Annotated in this window: 20 protein-coding genes (1 of these 20 cut by a window edge); 18 read left to right on the forward strand and 2 right to left on the reverse strand. The window is 42.8% G+C overall.

Features of this window, described 5'->3' with window-relative positions; translation table 11 throughout:
• The first annotated feature begins 57 nt into the window (after positions 1-57).
• The 4 genes from AC5SXE_RS10440 to AC5SXE_RS10455 are packed head-to-tail and all read left to right on the forward strand — an operon-like array spanning position 58 to position 4410.
• The gene (locus tag AC5SXE_RS10440; RefSeq protein WP_493917358.1) at positions 58-624 is read left to right on the forward strand and encodes an HDIG domain-containing metalloprotein; all 567 of its coding nucleotides are present in this window, start codon (positions 58-60) and stop codon (positions 622-624) included.
• On the forward strand, positions 621-1736 hold the full coding sequence (locus AC5SXE_RS10445; RefSeq protein WP_493917359.1) for a metallophosphoesterase family protein: 1116 nt from the start codon (positions 621-623) through the stop codon (positions 1734-1736). Before AC5SXE_RS10440 ends, AC5SXE_RS10445 begins: the two co-directional genes overlap by 4 nt.
• On the forward strand, positions 1733-2509 hold the full coding sequence (locus tag AC5SXE_RS10450; RefSeq protein ID WP_493917360.1) for an AAA family ATPase: 777 nt from the start codon (positions 1733-1735) through the stop codon (positions 2507-2509). Before AC5SXE_RS10445 ends, AC5SXE_RS10450 begins: the two co-directional genes overlap by 4 nt.
• A gap of 11 nt (positions 2510-2520) precedes the next feature.
• On the forward strand, positions 2521-4410 hold the full coding sequence (locus AC5SXE_RS10455; protein WP_493917361.1) for an AAA family ATPase: 1890 nt from the start codon (positions 2521-2523) through the stop codon (positions 4408-4410).
• A gap of 75 nt (positions 4411-4485) precedes the next feature.
• On the opposite strand, the gene AC5SXE_RS10460 is transcribed toward AC5SXE_RS10455, so the two are convergent.
• Positions 4486-4887, reverse strand: coding sequence for a hypothetical protein (locus tag AC5SXE_RS10460; protein ID WP_433913039.1), 402 nt, complete (start codon positions 4885-4887; stop codon positions 4486-4488).
• 160 nt (positions 4888-5047) lie between these two features.
• Here AC5SXE_RS10460 and AC5SXE_RS10465 point away from each other — a divergent pair, with 160 nt between their 5' ends.
• Both AC5SXE_RS10465 and AC5SXE_RS10470 read left to right on the forward strand, forming a co-directional pair.
• Positions 5048-5683: a response regulator transcription factor gene (locus tag AC5SXE_RS10465; protein WP_303882107.1), complete on the forward strand. Its 636-nt coding sequence runs from the start codon at positions 5048-5050 to the stop codon at positions 5681-5683.
• Positions 5683-7077, forward strand: a complete 1395-nt coding sequence (locus tag AC5SXE_RS10470; RefSeq protein WP_433913040.1) for an ATP-binding protein — start codon at positions 5683-5685, stop codon at positions 7075-7077. Before AC5SXE_RS10465 ends, AC5SXE_RS10470 begins: the two co-directional genes overlap by 1 nt.
• Here AC5SXE_RS10470 and AC5SXE_RS10475 read toward each other — a convergent pair.
• A complete protein-coding gene (locus AC5SXE_RS10475; protein ID WP_310847855.1) occupies positions 7024-7545 on the reverse strand; it encodes a DUF2179 domain-containing protein in 522 nt (173 codons plus the stop codon). The genes AC5SXE_RS10470 and AC5SXE_RS10475 overlap by 54 nt on opposite strands.
• Before the next feature lie 288 nt (positions 7546-7833).
• On the opposite strand from AC5SXE_RS10475, the gene AC5SXE_RS10480 reads away from it, so the two are divergent.
• The 12 genes from AC5SXE_RS10480 to AC5SXE_RS10535 form a co-directional block, all read left to right on the forward strand.
• A complete protein-coding gene (locus AC5SXE_RS10480) occupies positions 7834-9342 on the forward strand; it encodes a hypothetical protein (protein WP_303882102.1) in 1509 nt (502 codons plus the stop codon).
• A gap of 103 nt (positions 9343-9445) precedes the next feature.
• Entirely contained in the window at positions 9446-10729 is a 1284-nt protein-coding gene (gene tyrS, locus AC5SXE_RS10485) for a tyrosine--tRNA ligase (RefSeq protein ID WP_303882101.1), read from the forward strand.
• Between the two features lie 18 nt (positions 10730-10747).
• Positions 10748-10957 carry a TOBE domain-containing protein gene (locus AC5SXE_RS10490; protein ID WP_303882100.1) on the forward strand — a complete coding sequence of 70 codons (210 nt, stop codon included), beginning with the start codon at positions 10748-10750 and terminating at the stop codon, positions 10955-10957.
• A 137-nt stretch (positions 10958-11094) separates the two neighbouring features.
• Positions 11095-11946, forward strand: coding sequence for a lysophospholipid acyltransferase family protein (locus AC5SXE_RS10495; protein WP_303882099.1), 852 nt, complete (start codon positions 11095-11097; stop codon positions 11944-11946).
• A 271-nt stretch (positions 11947-12217) separates the two neighbouring features.
• Complete coding sequence (locus tag AC5SXE_RS10500) at positions 12218-12991, forward strand: hypothetical protein (protein ID WP_493917362.1); 774 nt, start codon at positions 12218-12220, stop codon at positions 12989-12991.
• Positions 12992-13120: 129 nt separating this feature from the next.
• Positions 13121-13696 carry a glycerol-3-phosphate responsive antiterminator gene (locus AC5SXE_RS10505; RefSeq protein ID WP_303882097.1) on the forward strand — a complete coding sequence of 192 codons (576 nt, stop codon included), beginning with the start codon at positions 13121-13123 and terminating at the stop codon, positions 13694-13696.
• 148 nt (positions 13697-13844) lie between these two features.
• The gene (gene dhaK / locus AC5SXE_RS10510) at positions 13845-14843 is read left to right on the forward strand and encodes a dihydroxyacetone kinase subunit DhaK (RefSeq protein WP_310847851.1); all 999 of its coding nucleotides are present in this window, start codon (positions 13845-13847) and stop codon (positions 14841-14843) included.
• 4 nt (positions 14844-14847) lie between these two features.
• Positions 14848-15489: a dihydroxyacetone kinase subunit DhaL gene (dhaL, locus tag AC5SXE_RS10515; protein WP_310847849.1), complete on the forward strand. Its 642-nt coding sequence runs from the start codon at positions 14848-14850 to the stop codon at positions 15487-15489.
• A 4-nt stretch (positions 15490-15493) separates the two neighbouring features.
• Entirely contained in the window at positions 15494-15895 is a 402-nt protein-coding gene (dhaM, locus tag AC5SXE_RS10520; protein WP_493917363.1) for a dihydroxyacetone kinase phosphoryl donor subunit DhaM, read from the forward strand.
• 25 nt (positions 15896-15920) lie between these two features.
• Complete coding sequence (glpK, locus tag AC5SXE_RS10525; RefSeq protein ID WP_323721845.1) at positions 15921-17432, forward strand: glycerol kinase GlpK; 1512 nt, start codon at positions 15921-15923, stop codon at positions 17430-17432.
• Positions 17433-17574: 142 nt separating this feature from the next.
• Complete coding sequence (locus tag AC5SXE_RS10530) at positions 17575-19056, forward strand: NAD(P)/FAD-dependent oxidoreductase (RefSeq protein ID WP_323721846.1); 1482 nt, start codon at positions 17575-17577, stop codon at positions 19054-19056.
• Positions 19053-20103 carry the 5' portion of an NAD(P)/FAD-dependent oxidoreductase gene (locus AC5SXE_RS10535; protein ID WP_303883232.1) on the forward strand. It continues 203 nt past the right edge of the window, so 1051 of the gene's 1254 nt are visible here — the first part of the coding sequence; it begins with the start codon at positions 19053-19055; its stop codon lies off the right edge, out of view. The genes AC5SXE_RS10530 and AC5SXE_RS10535 overlap by 4 nt, the downstream gene beginning before the upstream one ends.

The following is a 20103-nucleotide window of genomic DNA, read 5'->3' on the forward strand; positions in this document are numbered from 1 at the left end:
TAACATATTTCATTTGAATCAATTTAAATTTATTGACTATAGAAAGGGGAGTTAGTGATGACCGAGCTTTCGAGAGAGCGGGCTTACGAACTGCTCACCTCCCATAATCGTGACGAAAGTCATGTTAAGCACGCTCTAGCTGTAGAAGCGGCTATGAGGTATTTTGCAAGATATTATGGTGAAGACGAAAATCTATGGGGTATAGTGGGATTGGTCCACGATCTGGACTGGGAGGAATGTCCTGAGGAGCATCCAAAAAAGGGAGTGGAATGGTTAGAGGAAGCAGGATATCCCGAAGAAGTGATACGTGGAGTGCTGGCCCATGCATGGGACATAACAGGTGTTGAGCCTACTTCTTTGATGGAAAAGGTCATTTATACTATTGATGAACTTACAGGGTTTATCATTGCGGTGGCTTTGGTTAGGCCAAGCCGTTCGCTTTCAGATCTTACGGCAAAATCGGTCGTGAAAAAATGGAAGGACAAAGCCTTTGCTAAAGGGGTAAACAGAGAAATTATCGAAAAAGGAGCAGAGATGCTTAACATGCCTTTGAAGGAATTAATTGAACATGTTATTCAGGCATTGCAACCCATTGAACGAGAATTGGGGTTGGGACAAGCTTGAGGATCCTCGTTTGTGCTGATTTGCATGCCGGGGCACGTACGTGGGGAGTTGATAGAAAAGAGGAAATTTTGTTTGCACTATCTCAAATATACGATGTTGCTATGGACTTTGATATTGGTGCTTTGTTTGTGCTCGGAGACGTTTTTCATAGCTTTAGATATCCTGGCGAAGATATTGTAACGCCAGTAGCTGAATTTTTTTCTAAGATTTTAAATCTTAATTCCAAGCCCTTTGTGTATATGCTCAAGGGAAACCATGATTGGAGTGGAATTAAAGTTTGGGAGCTTTTTCAAGACGATGGAAGGTTTATCTTCGTGGATGAGGTAACCTTTCTAAGACTTGATGACTTTATGGTATTTTTAGTGCCTTATTTGCGCAAGCATAATTTACCAAAGGGGAAAGAATTAAAAGAATTCCTCGAATCACAATGGGATTCAGCGCCCGAAGGAGGGGTTCGTCTGTGTTTCGCCCATATGGCGTTAGACGAGACTGTCCCGGGTCTTTCGGAAGTTACTCTTCCAGAGGATATTTTGAAAGACTTAAAGGTCGATAAAACGATATGTGGACATATCCATAGACACGGAAGGATCATGGACAGAGATGTACCGGTGTATTACGTTGGTTCACCCCTTCGTTTGGATTTTACAGAAGAAGATAATCATCTTGGAGTGTATGTCATTGATGAAAAAGCAAATGTGCTAGATATTCCTTTGGAGGGCAGGCCGCTAGTCACCCTGCAATATGAAGACGAAGCAGAAGCATCAGCGCGATTAAAAGAATCGGTTGAATCTGTTTCGCAAGATGCATACATCAGAGTTATTTTAGATCGATCGTCTTTGCCAGCGTCACAGTTGCTGGAAAAATTTCGTTTTTTGGTTGATGAGCGGATAGTTGTTGTCTCGATCAATGAAGGTTTTACCCCCATTACCAGTTCGACTCAAGATCCTTTTGATGTAGTCGCTCTATGGAAACGCTATATAGAATGCCAAGAAGAGGACGATGTAACAAAGCAAATTTTGAAAACTGTTGGCGAAAGTTTGTTGTTAGGGAAGGACCCCTCAACCATATGGCAAGAATTAAAGTTTTATTTTGAAATGGGCGAGCAAGAATGAGACTTTTAGAGTTAAGCGTAAGAAATATTCTTGGTTTAAAAGAGGCCTTTATTGATTTTGAACCAGGAGCTGTAGCTATAGTTGGCCCGAATGGAGCGGGGAAAAGCTCGATCCTCGATTCCTTGGTGTTGGCTCTTTTTGGCTCTACTACCCCTGTAAGGACCGTCAGTAACCAAAATATTATCAGAATAGGTGCATCAGAGGGCTACGTCGTTTGCACCTTTGCCAAGGGCGATTTTAAGTATAAAGTGACGAGAAAGTTTAAGGCTCCCAAGGGGCAACAGGAGGCGCTCTTGGAAAAATACGTTGAGGAGGATTGGACATCTTTAGCCTCTACCGTTAGAGAAGTAAATGAAGGAATCGCGAAGGTGCTTTCGCCTTTCATTGGAAGCATTGAAGATACAACTTTGGGTAGATTGCGTGATGCTTTTATATCTACCGTGTTTGTTCCTCAAGGAATGGTCACTAAATTTGTGGATGTTTCTCCTGGAGAGAGATGGCAAATTTTGGTTGCTTCCTTGGGTTTGGAGAGCGAAAGCAAGCTTCAGGAGAGGGTTCGTAAGGTGGTAGAGGATGCGTCTGCTGAAATTGAGAATATTAAGGGAAATCTATCTCAAATTTCAGATTTCCTTGCAAAGTTACCACCTTTTGAGGGAATAAATGAGGAATTGAGAAACTTAAAAGATAAATTGGAACTACTGGAAAACGAGATTGCCTCGAATGAGGAGGCGATGAAAAAAGAGAAAAACTTGAGGAGCTTGAATTACGGGTAGCCCAACTCGAAATGGAGCGAGAGGAAGCCAGCATTACTTCTAAGCGGCTTTATGACAATCTCAGGCTCTATGATGCACAGCAAGCTTTAAAAAAACTCATTGCTATTTCCAAAGATTATGGTGACCTTCGCAAAGAAGAAAGGCAAATTAAAGCCAATATTAATGCTATCGAGGAGATTTTAAAGCCAAAATTAAATAAGATAGATCTGTTAAGAAATAGTTACAGAAATTTATATATTAAAATTCAAAAATTAAATAGCACTATCGTATATCGAGATGTTGCGTATAAGTGTATAGATTTAAGTGAACGCTTAAAGAAGTGTGAAGAAGAGATTAAAATTCTTAATGAAGATATAGAAAAAAACAGAAAAGCTCTTGATGATGCCTTGAGACTACACCAAGCCTTAATTTACCAGAAACTCAAGAAGGATTTATCTGAGATAATATGTGACCATAAGCGCACTGCCCGTATTATGGCGGTTGCCCTTGAACAAATAAGAAGCAGATTGATCGACTGGATTAAGCAATTAGCGCCCGATGGCATTGTTGATTTTGATCGTTTCAAGGGCAGAGGTGCCGTTGATCTGGCCAAAGCATTAATTTCCTCTGATTTAGGTCAAGCTTTCTCTGAATGGGCTAACGCTCAAAATAAATCCCTGGTGCTTTTAAAAGAAGGTCGACGGTTAAGGAGAGAGATTGACTCCTTGGGCAACGATATAGTTGTAGCCGAACTTTTTAACGGCGAAATCGAAACTGCTCTAAACGATTTAGAAGAGCACATAAAGATGCTTGAATATAAGAGGCAAAAGTTATCAGGTGCCTTTGAAAAAAGCTCAAGCGACTTTCAAGAAATTAAAGCCTTCTTATTTCAGCTAAAACAAAAACTTAATGGGCATTCGCCAAATGATATCATTAAAGCATGCGGGCAAAGGGAAAATTTATTAAAAGAAATGGAAATGATAAGAAACAATGGCGATGCGCTGAACTTAGAGATTAACCATCTTACCGAGAGAAAACATGTGATGGAAGTTGAATTGGCCAAAATTAGATGGGAATGCGAAAGTGCGAATAAAAAACTTAAAGAGGCCGCAAGCCTCTTTAAAACGATATGTATGAAGTATCAGTTAAGCCATGAAGACAAACGTACATTGGTGCACTGTCCCGATTTGACTCCTTGTAGGCAAGTAGATGTTGAAAAAGCACAAAACCACCTCGAGTGGTTGCGGGGTTTGTTGTACCGAGCTCAAGAGGAACTTCAATGTTTTAGGTCTGAAGTCTCAGATAATATTCCAGATTCGAGCGTGTTGCTGGACCGGAAAAGAAAGCTCGAGGTGGACAAAGAAGCCCTCAAAGACGCTATGAGCAAGCTAAAGTACGATTTACGACAGAGGAAAGAATTGGAAAAAGAGATGAAGTCAACAAGGGAACGCTACGAATGTCTTGACCAGGCATATGATGTTGCCTTAAAACTTCAGAGATACTCCGATGGAAAGAATTTTGTTCGATTTTTAAGCGATACCATACTTAAAGAGCTACTTGGTGCCGTTAACGAGAGTCTTTTATCCAAGGGTTTTTCATTGACGGCGGAAAGCGGAAAGCTTTATGCGGTAGTCAATGGATTTAAGCGGGATGCTGCGAGTTTATCGGGAGGAGAAAGAGCGATAGTAGCCCTTCTAATGCTCAGACATTTGGCCAATAAAGTTGGTTTTAAACAAGTTCTATTTATCGATGAGGGCCTGGCCATGCTAGATGACGAGAATTTAGAAATGATGTTAGACTTATTTGATGATTTAGGCAGGGAAGCATTCGTTGGGGTCATAACACATGATTCTGATTTTGCGTCCCTTTTTCCAAAGCGTATAGAGGTTGAGGCGGGTAGAATTAGGCTGGTTAAACACTGATGATGTTAACATCCTGCTTTGGGGCTAATTTTGTAGGTTAGCGGGTAGTGTATATGTTAGCTAGCGCCACGTAAATTAAATTTGCTCGCTATCCAATAATTGCCACTCGATCCCGCGAGGTGTGATCTCATATCGCAATAAAATATAACCGCCAATGTGTCCGTCTTCTATGTAAGCGAGGCACCACGAAGGGCCGATGAACCAAACTAAATTTTGATCGTAAATCCCCATAGTTCCTCCGAGCACACCTTGCCATGGAAAGATGTCAGAGCGCTTGGCAAGCTGATCAATCATCTCTTCCTTCGCAATTCCCTCTGGCCAAGAGGGAGAAGGAGGAATCGTTAAGTGCATTTTTTGATGTTCCCTTTCGAGCGAGGCAAGTTTGTCCTTTAAATTATGTAACTCCACTCCCAAGTAAAGTGAAATGACGATCAAGGCCAATGAGATGCATATGAGTATTTTCTTTGAGTTTAACAAAATTCCACCTCCTTTAAACAAAAGTTATGATACACCAGAAACCAGCACGGTGACAATAATAAGCATCTTTGCGTAATTAAGCTGAAGGATTATAGTTAAAATACTAGTGTAGAGGAAGACGATAGACAGGATAATATTGTTATATTGGAGGCGAATCAAAATGGTCATAAAGGTCGTATTAGCTGATGATCATCCCTTGACACGAGAGGGATTTAAGTCTTATTTGGAAGGAAAAGAAGATATCAAGCTAGTAGGAGAAGCTTCTGACGGTGAGAGCGCTTGGGAAGTGATAAAAGAACAACTTCCTGATGTTGCACTTATCGACATTCGAATGCCTGGTATCGATGGCGTGTCTTTGGTTCGTCGGGTAAGGCAGGAGGGATTGAATGTAGCTTGTCTAATGCTAACTTCCTATGATGCCCAACAATACGTATTAGCCTCTTTGAGGGCAGGGGCAAAGGGTTATATTCTAAAGACCGCGTCGCCAGATGAGCTTTTGCGAGCTATAAAGATAGTGGCATCGCAAGGGGTATACCTGGACAAGGAAGTTGCTTTGGCTGTCGAGGAACCAGGCTTTAGCCCCGAACAACTTTCTCCACGGGAAAGGGAAGTCTTATTATTGGCCGGAAGAGGAGAATCGAGCAAGGAAATAGCTTCGAAGCTCTATATAAGCGAAAGGACCGTGCAAACGCACTTGGCATCAATATACGATAAGTTGGGAGCGCGCAACAAAACTGAAGCTCTGCTTCTGGCTTTAAAATATGGTGTAGTAACTTTGGAGGAATTGCTGGAATAATGAGAAGACATTTGCTCTTGATTCTTACGTTGTTGGTATTAATCCCTTCCCTTGCAATCCTGATTGTTACTGGGTGGGGAGTTGTTGAACATGAAAGGGCCATGAAAAAGATAGCTGAATCTTACGTGTTGGACTTGGCACAATCAGTGGCCATGCGAGTGGACAGGCCGCGTTTTATGCATCGTGCCCAGATGATGACACCGCCGAGAGTACTTGATTCCTTTGTCTTGGATATCTCATTGCCGGGATGGGTTGCTCTGGTAGATGAAAGCGGAAATTTGCTAGCTGCATCTTCGCGGGCGCAAGATGTATTGCCGCAAATTTGGCAGGGAGGCATTCCTGTGGGAAGGACGACATTGGTGGAAGGTCCTTTTGGCGATACCTATACGATTGCAGCGATTCCTACGTCGCAAGGATGGTATGTGATTTCTGCTGTAGCATGGTCGCAATTATTGGGGCCAATGGTACGCTTTTCTCATTTGTGGCCTGCTGCTGTTGGGCTCTTGGCCATAGCCGGGATGTGCGCGGTGTGGGCCTTTTGGCGATGGCTCATAATGCCTTTACTTTCGCTGGAGTCTGAAGTGAGTACTTTGAAGTGGGGGAAAGATCTTCCTAAACCTGATGACCCACCTGCCGTATGGGAACTTCGGAGACTCAGGAAAGTTTTGTACCAGTTAGCTCAAACCGCCAGAGAAAGAGAGGAGCTTAGGCAGAGATATGTTTCGGATTTAGTTAGGGTTCAAGAAGAAGAAAGAACAAAACTAGCTAGAGAGATACATGACGGCCCCCTCCAGGACGTTACGGCGTTGTTACAGAGAATCTTGCTGTTGAAGCAAGAGAGCTGGAACGAAAGAGCAGAAAAATATATAGAAATAGCCGAAGAAAGTGCCGTTGCTGCCGTAAGGGAGTTGCGTGTATTATGCGATACGCTTTCACCGCCTTGGCTAGACTTGGGATTAGTACAAGCTTTAACGGAGCTGACCGATCGACTTGCTCGCACATATGGAGTTAAGATTTATTTAGAGGCGAGTGAACTGCCAGAAGTGAGCAAAGACATAATTCTTGCCTTCTTTAGGATAGCACAAGAGGCAATTAATAATGCGGTGAAACATGGTTGTGCGAAAAATGTTTGGGTTAAAGTTTCATATGATGGAGAATTTATTGTGCTTCAAATTGAAGATGATGGCAGTGGGTTTGAATTTGAAGGGGATGTAGAGGCTTTAAGAGTGAAAGGGCACAGGGGGATTGCCAACATGGTAGAGAGAATGCGCATGATTAAGGGAAAAATTGACGTACAGTCGTCCTCTTTAGAAAAAGGAACAACGATCACTTGCAAGGTCTCATTTCCCCTTATTAGTGGAGAAGAAACCCCCCGAGACGCTTTTAACATCTGAAATGTAAACGAAACCTAATCCCTTTACCTTGCCCAAGACATCGCTGATTTTTTTTCTTTCACAAACGATTTTGAGGATCATCCTCTCACCGTTCTTTCCTCTGCCAGAAAGAACGGTGGTGCCATATCCAGCTTCCCTTAAGGTGTCAACTTTTTCTGATAACAAGGGACTGCTTTCGGTTATCACTTCGACCAGCGCATATCCTGAGAGCAACTTTTCCTCAAGGAACGCCCCAAGATAATTGCCCGCTGCGAATCCGCCGGCATAAAAGACTATCTCGGGAGGGCTTAATTTTCCCCCTCCCAAGACGACGGAAAGGGCAATTATGTATATACTTACTTCGCAAAAACCAATCAAAGCAGCTCTTAATTTCATGCCTCGAACCAATAATAGAATGCGGAAAGTCCCCATCGAAACGTCCGCCATCCTAGCGAAAAAAATGAAAAAAAGGCCCAAGACGGTCGTCATTGTTCATCGCTCCTAACGTTTTTATCATGGTGGTGATGTCATCGGCAAAATGATATATTTATACGAGTTATCATGAAAGGTATCTTGCCTAGTGTTATTCTAATACTGTTATTCTATTATTGTAAATTAAACTAAAACTAGCAAGCACGTTTTGGTCAGCCTTTAGTCGCGCTTTGCTGGATACTAAAGTGGCTGCTGAATTTTTATAAATTGTCCTGAATAATAACGGCAAGGAATCCTTGTAAGCTATTATGATGTATTATATTTTTAACTGAGGAGGGAAGTTCTTTGCAGAATAAGAGATTAAAAAACACCCTTGTCTTTTGGTTCTCTTGTATGGTTGCATTGGCCATTTTGATATCAGGACTGTTTTTTTTGGGTAAGCCAGTAACGAAAAAAAGCTTAGTTGGTGCACTGCCGGTTCCTGACGAAGGGTCATTTTATATATTGTATGTAGACGAAAGTCCTACTTTATTACAAATGAGGAATTTTGTTTCTTTAAATAAAGTTCTTCTTGCGTTTCCGTTCTTCGATAGATTTGACTTCAGATTTATTAGCATGTTTTTAACTATTCTTGAGGATTCAAAAAACACTGCTTTCATTGCATTTCCTTTGGAAAGAAAGTTCTATTTGGCGATCGAACCCGAAGAAGATACGATTCTATCAGTTGCCTCAGGCGATCTGCCTCCAAATTGGAAGAAGCCCTTTCCTGATATAAGCTATGAACTTGTAGAAGGTCGCTTCAAAGTCGATGTGTCACATGATTTTTCTTTGTGGATGACTATCAGTGAAAATGTTCTTTTTATCTCCACTTCAATCGATGATCTAAACCTCATGGAACAAAACATAACTGATAAAAGAAAGCCATCTTTTCCTTGTTGGCGCATACAAAAAGATTGGCCCGGTCATTTGACATGTCACATGCCATCTGGAGTCGTATCCTTTAATGGTTTTGAGAATATTCCTTCGGGGGTAGAGTTGGCTTGGTTTTCGGATAACGAAAAGCTTCAAGCAGAATGGATGATAGAGGGGATAGAAGGAATATTTTCTGACGAAGAAATAAAGTTATTTCAACCGCAAAAATGGGTTGGGAAATATGTATTGCCAACTCAGCGATCTTTGTCTTTGGGGGTCACTATGGTCGATACCCCCGAGCTTATGGAAAGCGTACCTCTACTTGCTAACGCGTTTGGTCAAACAAACGAAAAAATGCTGGAGTTTTTGAAGGGCCAAATGATCCTAACAGTTGGAGGGAAAGCTGATGTGTTTTCCTTTTCTTTGCCAGGGATACTTCTTCAATTTCCCAATAGAGGAGAGATTGGCAAAACCATAGTGAGCGATATATGGCGAAACAGGCTTAAAAGTTTATCAATTAACAGAAGTTCTATAGCAGGTTATGAAAGTGGAGGGGCCATTGAGCTGCCGATATCCCTGATAGCAGTTTCTAGCGACGAATTGACTTTGATTGGCCTTATTTCGAAGGAGAGTCTCTCAAGCGGAGTTTCCTTGGAAGAAGCTTTTCCTGAAATTGTGGAGCGGGAGTTTCTTCTTTGGGTCGATATAGATTTCGGCTCCGTGGCTAACGATATTGAAAGAATTCTTTCTATAGGGGATATTATAGGTGACATGTTCAACTCTGAGGTGTCTGAAGGCATGCCGTTCGATAAGAAATTTGGGAAGTTATTTAAAGTTGCAGATGAGCTAAGGAACGCAGGTCACTTATTTATTGGAATACATAATCTTAGTAATGGTGAGATAGTTTGGCAGTATAATAATTTAAACGTATATGGACAATAATTAGATGCAATGACTGTCATTTGTTGTATTTTATATGGGTGGCATTTTATACGAATTGTATAAATAGACTTTAAAAATATTACGTATTTCAGGAGGAATATCAATGGAAAGGGATTTATTCCAAATTTTGCAGGAAAGAGGATTTGTAGAATGGTGTAGCGATCCTGATGAATTATCCCGCGTTTTTAGGACCAGACTTACCTCTGGATATATAGGGTTCGACCCTACTGCAGATAGCCTTCACGTTGGACATCTAGTTCCAATAATGGGTTTAGCATGGCTGCAACGTGCTGGACATCGACCCATAGCCGTGGCGGGTGGAGGCACGGGCTTGATCGGCGACCCTTCTGGAAAGACCAAAGAAAGACAGCTTTTGACCTTAGAGCAAGTTGAGCGCAATATGGACTCAATAAAAAAACAGATTGAACACTTCTTGGATTTCGATTGCGGGGCGTCGTCTGCCAAGATCATTAATAACTATACCTGGTTATCTAAATTAGGATTGCTTGAATTTTTAAGGGATATTGGAAAACATTTCACCGTTAATTTTATGATTGCCCGCGATTACGTCAAAAGTAGGATTGAAGATCCTGATAAATCCATTACATACACAGAATTTTCATACATACTCTTACAAGCCTATGATTTCTGCCATTTATATCAAAATGAAAACTGTGCGCTACAAATGGGTGGAAATGATCAACAGGTCAACATAATTGCCGGCATAGATCTCATTCGTAAGAAACTTGGAGCCAAAGCCTATGGACTTACATACCCGTTGCTTTTAACTGCCTCGGGGCAAAAATTTGGCAAAACTGAAGAAGGGACAGTTTGGCTTTCGCCAACGCGCACTACGCCATATAAGTTTTATCAATTCTGGATAAATGCAGATGATCGCGATGTGTCTAAATTTCTAAAGCTTTTTACTTTTCTCCCGCTTGGCGAGATAGAGGGGATAATGAACGAGCACAACAAGTGTCCGGAGCTGCGCCTGGCTCAAAAGAAGTTAGCTTACGAAGTAACCCGTGTTGTACATGGCGATGAAATCGTAAAAAGGGTTAAAAAAGTTAGCGAAATACTTTTCGGAGAATCATATACTCTTGATGATCTTACTTTGGAGCTTTTGGAGGAAATAGGCCGGGAGGTTCCAAGTGGATATATTACTGGAATTCCTGCTTCCCTCATTGATGTGATGGTAAAAGTGGGTGTTTGTTCCAGTAAGAGTGAGGCACGCAGGTTAATCCGTAGCGGCGGTGTTGCGATAAATGGCGAGAAAGTGGTTGATGAAAATTATGAAGTTCACAACAATGAATTTCTGTACGGAAAATATATGTTGTTAAAACTTGGGAAGAAGAGGTATCATTTAATCAAATGTATTAGTTCTTGATAAAAGAGGTGACATTCGATGAAAATAAGTGCAAGGAACGTGTTAAAGGGAAAAGTTATAAAGGTCGTTCATGGTGCTGTTAATTCTGAGATTACGTTGGAATTGCCCGGAGGACAGCAAATAGTTTCGATTATTACCAAGACCTCGGCAGAAAGACTGGGGCTAAAAGAAGGGATGGATGCCTATGCTGTGATTAAGGCATCCGAGGTAATGGTGGCGACTGATTGAAGTTTCTTGGCATGGCGATGCCCTAATTAAGCGACAATATGAGTTGAAGCAGCAAATAAAGCAGGAAGCCAGCTTCCTGCTTTATTTGTAGTATATTATAGTAGGGGTAATATCTAGAAATAAGGGGAAAAAATAAAATGAGCGTAACGGCCAGCCTTATAAAAGGAGCGCATCTCCTTGTAAAGCCAGGCATAAGAGCCAACATATTAACATGTCTATTGTATAATATGGCCCGTCTTGTTGGAATTCGCAAAGAAGTTGCCTTGATGAATTTAAAGATAGCTTATCCCGATAGCAGCCCTGCATGGAGGAAAGAGGTTTTAAGAAAGCTTTATTATCATCTAGCTTTGTCCGTAATGGAGTTTCTTGCCTTAACCAAAAATCCATCAGCAGTATCGGAATGGGTGACTAGGGTAGAGGGTGAAGAGTATTTAAAGAGCATGACGGAAACTGGAAAAGGGGTAGTATTGCTCACTGGTCACATGGGAAATTGGGAACTTTTGGCAGCCTGGTTAATTTACAGGGGATATCCTTTAGTTGCGGGAGTTCGTGATCCCGACAATGTGCATATTTCTGAGTTATTAGCGAGCTATAGAGGAATGTTAGGCGTGGAAACCATACCTAAAAAGAGATTATTGTTGAGGGGTGCTAAGTTATTAAAACAAGGAAAGTTTATTGGAATCTTGGCCGATCAAGATGGAGGGAAAGATGGGATCAATGTTTCTTTTATGGGCAAAGTGGCCAGCACAGTTGGGGGGCCGGCCGCATTAAGTCTGCTAGTGAAGGCCCCTGTTGTCCCCATTGTTTCCTATAGAGTTGCCCCCTTTAAGCATGAGGTATTGGTTCTGCCTCCCATAGAGCCACTTTGCGATTTATCAAGGGACGATGCTATAAAAAAGATGACCGAGATGTTTAACGAGTTATTGGAATGTTTTGTCAAGAAACATCCCGAACAGTGGTTGTGGCTTCATAGGCGATGGAGGTCTTAAATTTATCCTATAAGCATTATTAACATTAAGCCAGGACTTGTTTCTGGGGCAATCTAAGGGTAAACTTATAATGGGAGATAGAGGGGGTGAAGCGCAATATGCGCTTATATGAATTAATGTCCTCAGGAGAGATAGCAAGATTGCCTGATAGTAGCTCTGTGGCAGGTATCCCAGTGGAATTCTCCCCCTTGTTGTGCTCTTTATGCCCTTTAATAGAGTTTTAATCGGAAGCGCTTTTTGCGGGAGTTACGAAGTATGGCATTGGGGTAAAATGGGAAGCTATCAATGGAACGAAGTTACATTATGTCATAATAAAGCGAAAGTTTTTGACATGGGCTTGCTTGGGAGAATTCTACTGACGAAAGAATCGGTCAACATGTTGCGTAAAGGATTGCTCGAGCTTTTAGAACCGCCCGGGGATCATGAGATGACTATTTCCGTTCTGCATAGTATTATGCGTAAACGAACTGCAACAACAACCAAAAAGAGCGAAATTATAAAGCCTTATTATATGAATACTCTAGATAGCTGCGTTAAAGATATCACACTGGAAACTGCTTATTGGGGACTAAGATGGGCTTTGCATTGGAATATGACTGAATCCGTAACTCGCATGAAAATATGGTTATCTAGAGCTATTGATGTTTTAGATCCCTCTTACATTCCTCCTCCCCCGATGTGGTTTTCTTTATCAAAACTTCCAGATGAATCAACTTTACACGAGTGGGAAGAAAGTGGCTTTATGACAGATCAATTGAGACATTTTGAGCTCAGTAAAAGCAATCCTACAGTCATCAAAGGCGTAGACTCGTACCTTTTGCGGTATATTTATCATTTTAAAGAAGCCTTTGAAGCTCAATCCTTATATACATGGCTGAGCTTGAGTATGCCCTTGTGGGGAGATTTACGCACCAGGTGTTTACTTTCCTTATCAGAAGTCATTTTTGCCTGCTGGGGTTTCCGGGATGCAGTGGATGGCGCTAATGAAATGATGCTCTATGGCAAAAGCGCGAAGGAAATGGGGAATTTGATCGCCATTTCTTGATAAAGCGTACAATTAAATTACATTTTTAGTTGTACGCTGGCGCTGTACCTGGTAGAATAGATTACAGGAAGTCAAGCAAATGCAAGCCTTGATAAATAGTGAAAAATATTAAAGGGGTTGCGAATTCCTGTGGTTGGACAAAGCGATTTGAAGAATTTGCTAAGGAAAAATTCAATAATTCCCGCTTTGAGGTCCAGTAAAGATGTCGATGCAGCGCTGAAGATAGCGCCAAAGTGCGTTTTTGTCCTCGAGTCCTCGATCGAATCCTTAAGAAGTGTTGTTGATGAATTAAAAAAAAGAGGCCATATCGTATTTGTCCATGCAGACCTAGTAGAAGGGTTAAAAACCGATCCCTCGGGAATAAGATTCTTAGTTCGTGAAGTTAATCCTGATGGCTTGATAAGTACTCATAAAAGTGTTATTGAAAATGCCAGGGATTTACATTTACTAACCATATTGCGAATCTTTTTGCTGGATTCTCAAGCCTTTAGAAAAGGCAAACAGTTAGCCTACAGCGTGAATCCAGATTTTGTTGAAGTGCTCCCAGGCATTTCAATGATTTCTGTCGATGATGCCATCCTGAAAGAAATACCATCTCCTTTAATCGCAGGAGGTTTGATAAAAACAATGGAACAAGTAAACGAAATACTTTCAAGGGGAGTTTTGGCGGTCTCAACCAGCGAAAAAAGCTTGTGGGAACGATAACGACCAAATAAAAATTTGCGACACAAAAATTTCTTGGGCAGGGAGAATAAAAGAGAAAGCCCTGGTGACAGTTGCCGCCACGTGCTTTCTCTTTTATTATATGCTAAATTAGTAGAATGTTACTATGAATGAGGGGGTGTAGGGAAAGATGAAGAAACTCATCAATGATGTTGAAAAAGTAGTTGCAGAATCACTTAGTGGTCTTGCTAAGGCTCATGCTGACATGGTGAAATTACATCCGTCGGTAAGGGCAGTGTTAAGGGCAGACTCTCCCCGGGAAAAAGTTGCTGTAATCTCGGGTGGTGGCAGCGGACACGAGCCCATGCATGGAGGGTATGTTGGGTTTGGCATGCTGGATGCGGCTTGTCCCGGCGAAGTCTTTACTTCTCCTACTCCGGACCAGATGTATGAGGCTGCAAAGGTCGTCGATGGAGGGAAGGGCATTCTTTTTATAGTTAAGAATTATACAGGGGACATCATGAACTTTCAGATGGCCGCAGACATGTTGGCTGCCGAAGGTATACATGTGGAACAGGTAGTCATCAATGATGATGTTGCCGTAGAGGATTCTCTTTATACTGCTGGTCGACGTGGCGTAGGAGGAACTGTCCTGGCTGAGAAAATAGTTGGTGCGAAGGCTGAGGAAGGCGGAACGCTGGAAGAAGTCAAGAGGATGTGCGAGCATGTGAACGCTAATGTACGCTCGATGGGCATGGCTCTTTCTCCTTGTACTGTCCCGGCAGCAGGAAAGCCCACGTTTGAACTTGGCCCCGATGAAATGGAAATAGGAATTGGAATTCATGGAGAACCGGGAAGACATCGTATGAAAATTAAACCTGCTAGAGAAATAGTAGAGATGTTAACAAGTGCTATAGTAGAAGACTTGCCCTTTAAAGCCGGAGATGAAGTTTTGGCTTTTGTGAACGGTATGGGAGGGACCCCTCTATCTGAACTTTATATAGTCTATAACGATCTGAGCGATTTCCTTGGTAAGAAAGGCATTAAAATCGCTAGAAGTTTGGTTGGAGATTACATTACTAGCCTTGAGATGCAGGGCTGTTCAATAACCCTTTTACGCCTTGACGATGAAATGAAAAGGTTATGGGATGCTCCTGTTTGTACTCCGGGACTTAGATGGGGGATGTAATAAGTTGGACAATGAGAAGTTAGATGTCAATACAACCATCGCAATATTGGAACGCATAAAAGACATAATTGAGGCAAATAAAGACTATCTAACAGAGCTTGATTCTGCGATTGGGGACGCCGATCATGGCATCAACATGAACAGGGGATTTTCAAAAGCAATAGAAAAGGTGCGGAACAATCAGTACTTCGATATTGGATCAATTTTCAAAGACGTGGCCATGAGTTTAATGAGTACCGTTGGTGGAGCGGCGGGACCTCTTTACGGTACATTTTTCATGAGGGCTTCAATGAAGCTTGCCGGTCATAAAGAAGCTGATCTTACATTATTGGCCCAAGCCTTTCGCGAAGGGTTAAATGGAGTGATAGCCTTGGGCAAGGCCCAGCCGGGAGACAAGACTATGGTCGATGCTCTCATCCCCGCCATAGACGCTTTAGAAACGGCCGCAAAGGAAGGATCATCTTTAAAAGATGGGTTGGCAAAGGCTTTAGCAATGGCTGAAAAGGGGATGAAGGATACTATACCGTTGGTGGCAAAAAAAGGACGAGCAAGCTATTTGGGTGAAAGGTCGGCCGGGCATCAAGATCCGGGAGCGACATCCAGTTATTTAATCTTAAAGGCCTTTTATGAGGCTTTGGAGAATTGAGGTCATGATTGGAATTCTTGTAGTATGTCACAGCGCTAAGGCTGCGAAAGGTATTGCAGAAATAGCATCTCAGATGGCTGGCGAAAAAGTCAAAGTAGTAGGGGTAGGAGGAAATGAGGAAGGAGAAATTGGAACTTCTATTGCTGACATTTACGCCGCGTTGAGCGAACTCCTAAATGAATGCGAAGGCGTCGTGGTCATTCCTGATTTGGGAAGCGCTGTTTTGTCTACCAAAGCTGCTTTAGGATTTTTGGCAGATGAACAGAAAAGCAAGGTAGTTATCGCCGATGCCCCTGTTTTGGAAGGAACCATGATGGCAGCTGTAGAAGCTAGTACTGGTTCCCCAAAAGAAAAGGTTATGCAAGTGGCAGAGAGCGCCCACTTGCTCAAAAAACTTGTTAATTAAGAACAAAAACAAGGAGGAGATAAGAATGGCAAAAAAATACGTGGCGGCCATTGACCAGGGGACGACGAGTACGAGGTGCATGATATTCGATAAGGAAGGCAATCCGGTGTCCAGTAGCCAAATGGAGCATGAGCAAATTTATCCTCAGCCTGGGTGGGTAGAACATGATCCTATGGAGATCTGGTCACGTACTCAGGACGTCATCCGAGGTGCTTTAGAAAAGGGCAACATAGATCCTAACGAGATTGCAGCCGTTGGCGTAACAAACCAAAGGGAAACCACGATTGTATGGGATAAGGATACGGGTAAGCCTGTCTACAACGCTATTGTATGGCAATGCATGAGAACTCAAGATTTTTGCCTAGAATGGGAAAAAGAATCTGGTGCAAACGAATGGGTTAACCGAAAGACGGGGCTCGTCATAAGCACTTATTTTTCTGGACCTAAGATTAAGTGGATATTAGACAATGTCCCCGGTGTGAAGGAAAGGGCTCAAAAGGGTGAGCTTTTGTTTGGCAATATCGATACTTGGGTCATTTGGAATTTAACGGGAGGCCCGAATGGTGGAGTTCACGTCACTGATGTGTCCAATGCATCTAGGACAATGCTCATGAACATTGAAAAGTTAGAATGGGACGAAGAAATATTGGACTTCCTAGAAATTCCAAAATCCATGCTGCCTCAAATTAGACCCAGTAGCTGTGTTTACGGCCATACTACGTCAAATGGAGCATTTAAAGCAAGCATCCCAGTAGCAGGAGATTTAGGCGATCAACAGGCGGCCGTTTTTGGTCAAGTGTGTTTCGATCCTGGAGAGGCTAAAAATACATATGGTACGGGAAACTTCATGCTATTGAACATAGGCGAAACGCCTACTCTTTCAAAAAGCGGATTGCTAACAACCGTCGCATACGGGCTCGAGGAAGGCAAAGCAGTTTATGCCCTTGAAGGATCTATGGCAATTACTGGAGCTGCTATACAGTGGTTGCGCGATAACTTAAGGTTATTCGATGATGCGGCTGATTCCGAATGGTTTGCTAGCAAGGTCGAAGATGCAGGAGGAATATACTTCGTTCCAGCCTTTTCAGGGCTGTTTGCTCCCTATTGGGACATGAGGGCAAGGGGTTGTATTGTTGGATTAACTCGCTATATTAGAAAAGAGCATATAATTAGAGCCACCCTAGAGTGCATCTGTTATCAAACTTTAGATGTCCAAAAGGCAATGGAGGCCGATTCGGGGGTACCTCTGACAGAGCTAAAAGTTGATGGCGGCGCAGTTCGTAATAATCTTCTTATGCAGTTGCAAGCCGATCTTCTAGGTGTGCCTGTCGTGCGTCCCAAGATTAACGAGACAACGGCTCTTGGAGCTGCTTACGCAGCTGGTCTTGCTACGGGGTTTTGGACAAGCTTGGATGAATTGAGACGCCACTGGAAGGTTGATAAACGATTTGAACCCGCCATGTGCACAGAAACGAGGGATGAGATGTACAGGGGCTGGAAAAAGGCGATCGAAAGGGCTAAAGGATGGATAGATTAATTTAAACTGTTGACTTAGAACTTGGCGAAGACCTAAGAAATTTTATGTGATGTGCATGAGAGGGAGAGAGGTGCACTTAAGGTTGTACCTTTCTCCCTTTTTAAATTGTTTTACGGGCTATAAAGTTTTTGGAGGTGATTTTGTGAGTACCCGTTATTACGATGTGATCGTGATTGGTGGTGGAATTGTAGGTTCCACAGTTGCCCGCGAGTTGTCCCGTTATGATATTAAAGTAGCCGTTCTTGATAAAGCGTCGGAATTACCTTCAGGTGCTTCAAGGGCAAATAGTGGCATGGTTCATGCAGGTTACGACGACGAACCAGGTTCTTTTAAAGCTAAGTTTTGTCCGAAGGGCAACCTGATATACAGGAATTTGCGCGAAGAACTTGACTTCACGCTTAATGAAGTTGGCTCTTATGTTTGTGCCTTAGACAAGGATGAGATAGCTCATCTGGAGTTGCTGCTTGAGCAAGGCAAGAAGAATGGGGTTCCTTCGGTAGAGATAATAAGTGGTGATGAACTGCGGTCGCGTGAACCTAATGCATCAAGGGGAATCATCGCAGCCCTCTGGGCTCCCACTGGTTGTACCATTAACAATTTTGAAGCTGTACTTGCTTTCATGGATAATGCGCAGCAAAACGGAGTGGAATTGTTTTTGGAGACAGAAATGTTGGATGTGATCCTTTCTCAGGATAAAAGACAGGTCGTTGGTGTTAAAACGAATCGGGGAATGTTTTTAAGTCCTATAGTCATAAACGCAGCTGGGGTGCATTCAGACGAGGTAGCACACATGGTAGGTGACGATAGTTTTATCATACACCCAAGGAGAGGAGACTATTTTATCTCTGACAAATATGTCGGAAATCTGGTTAAAAGTTTCTTTTTTGCATGTCCTTCCGAAGCTGGTAAGGGCATAACCGTAGCCAGTACAACTGACCATAACTTGCTAATGGGCCCCACATCTATATTTCAAGTAGATAGAAATAAAACTGCAACAACTGCGGAGGGATTAGATCAGGTTATTGAAGGGGCAAGGCGACTCATCCCACCAATTCCAATTAATATGGCTATAACAACTTTTGCCGGATTGAGGGCAGATCCTGATACGGGTGATTTCGTCATAGGAATCTTAAAGAAACCTCATGGCTTCGTCAACGTTGCTGGAATTAAATCTCCTGGATTTACCTCCGCCCCTGCCATTGCACAGCATATAGTTGAAAGAATGAAAAATGAGTTGAAGGATTTAGTCGAGTTTAAGCCTAACAGAAAGTTTGTACCGGAGCGTAGGCATATTCCCAGGTTTGCCTATCTCTCGATGGAAGAAAGGTCTGATTTGGCTAAAGAAGATCCAAGATATGCTCAAATAGTGTGTAGGTGCGAAAGCGTGACAGAAGGCCAAGTCATAGAAGCCATAAGAAGAGGGGCTCGGACCGTTGCAGCTGTGAAAATATGGACACGCGCGGGAGCAGGAAGATGTCAAGGCGGTTTCTGCGGACCCAGGGTTATAGATATACTGGCTCGAGAACTTAACATCCCGAGGGAAGAGGTCACGAGACACGGCGGTCATTCGAGGATGTTAGTGGGGAAAACCAAGGAGTATTGGTTTAGGGAGGGCAGATTATGAGTGATATTACCGTAGACGTAGCGGTTATTGGTGCCGGTCCTGCTGGAATAGCAGCAGGCGTAGGTGCAAAAAAGGCTGGTGCCGAAAGGGTTGTCATATTCGAGAGAGACTGGGATCTTGGCGGTATATTACAGCAATGTATACATCCAGGATTTGGATTGCATATATTTGGCGAGGAATTGACCGGGCCCGAGTACATGCACCGATGGATTAGCAAGGCTCGGGAAGTCGGTGTGGAGTTTTTGATGAACAGTATGGTGTTTCACATGGAAGACGATGGTTCTTTTTGGATAATGAACCCTTCGCTTGGCATCAAAAAGGTGACGCCTAAATCCGTGGTTTTGGCGATGGGATGTCGAGAAAGGCCTTTAGGTGCTTTAGGCATACCTGGGACAAGGCCTGCCGGGATATACACTGCCGGTACGGCTCAAAGATTGGTCAACATGGAAGGTTACATGCCTGGGAATAAAGTTGTCATTTTGGGTTCAGGCGACGTTGGGCTCATAATGGCAAGGAGGATGATATGGGAAGGGGCAGAAGTATTGGGTGTTTACGAGATCATGCCGTGGCCGGGTGGGCTTAGGCGCAACATAGCCCAGTGTTTGGATGATTATGGCATTCCCTTTCATTTGGAAGAAACCGTTGTGGAGATCCATGGAAAGGATAGGCTAGAAGGAGTAACTGTTGCAAAGGTTGACATGAATCGCAAACCCATTGTAGGAACTGAGCGTCTTGTAGGTTGCGATACGCTGCTTTTGGCAGTAGGCCTTATTCCCGAGAACGAACTTTCCAGAATGGCTGGTGTTGCGATAAATCCGGTTACTCAAGGGCCTTATGTTAATGAACTTTTGCAGACCTCAAAGCCAAAGATATTTGCTGCTGGCAATGTTGTTATCGTCTACGATCTCGTTGATTGGGTGAGCAAAGAAGGAGAGAGGGCTGGCAAAAATGCTGCCCTTTTCGCTGCAGGAGAATTAAAAGAACCAGCAAGAAAGATTAAGATACTGGGAGGTAGCAACGTGAGACTTTATTCTCCTCAATGGCTGT

The organism is Acetomicrobium sp. (assembly GCF_059026225.1).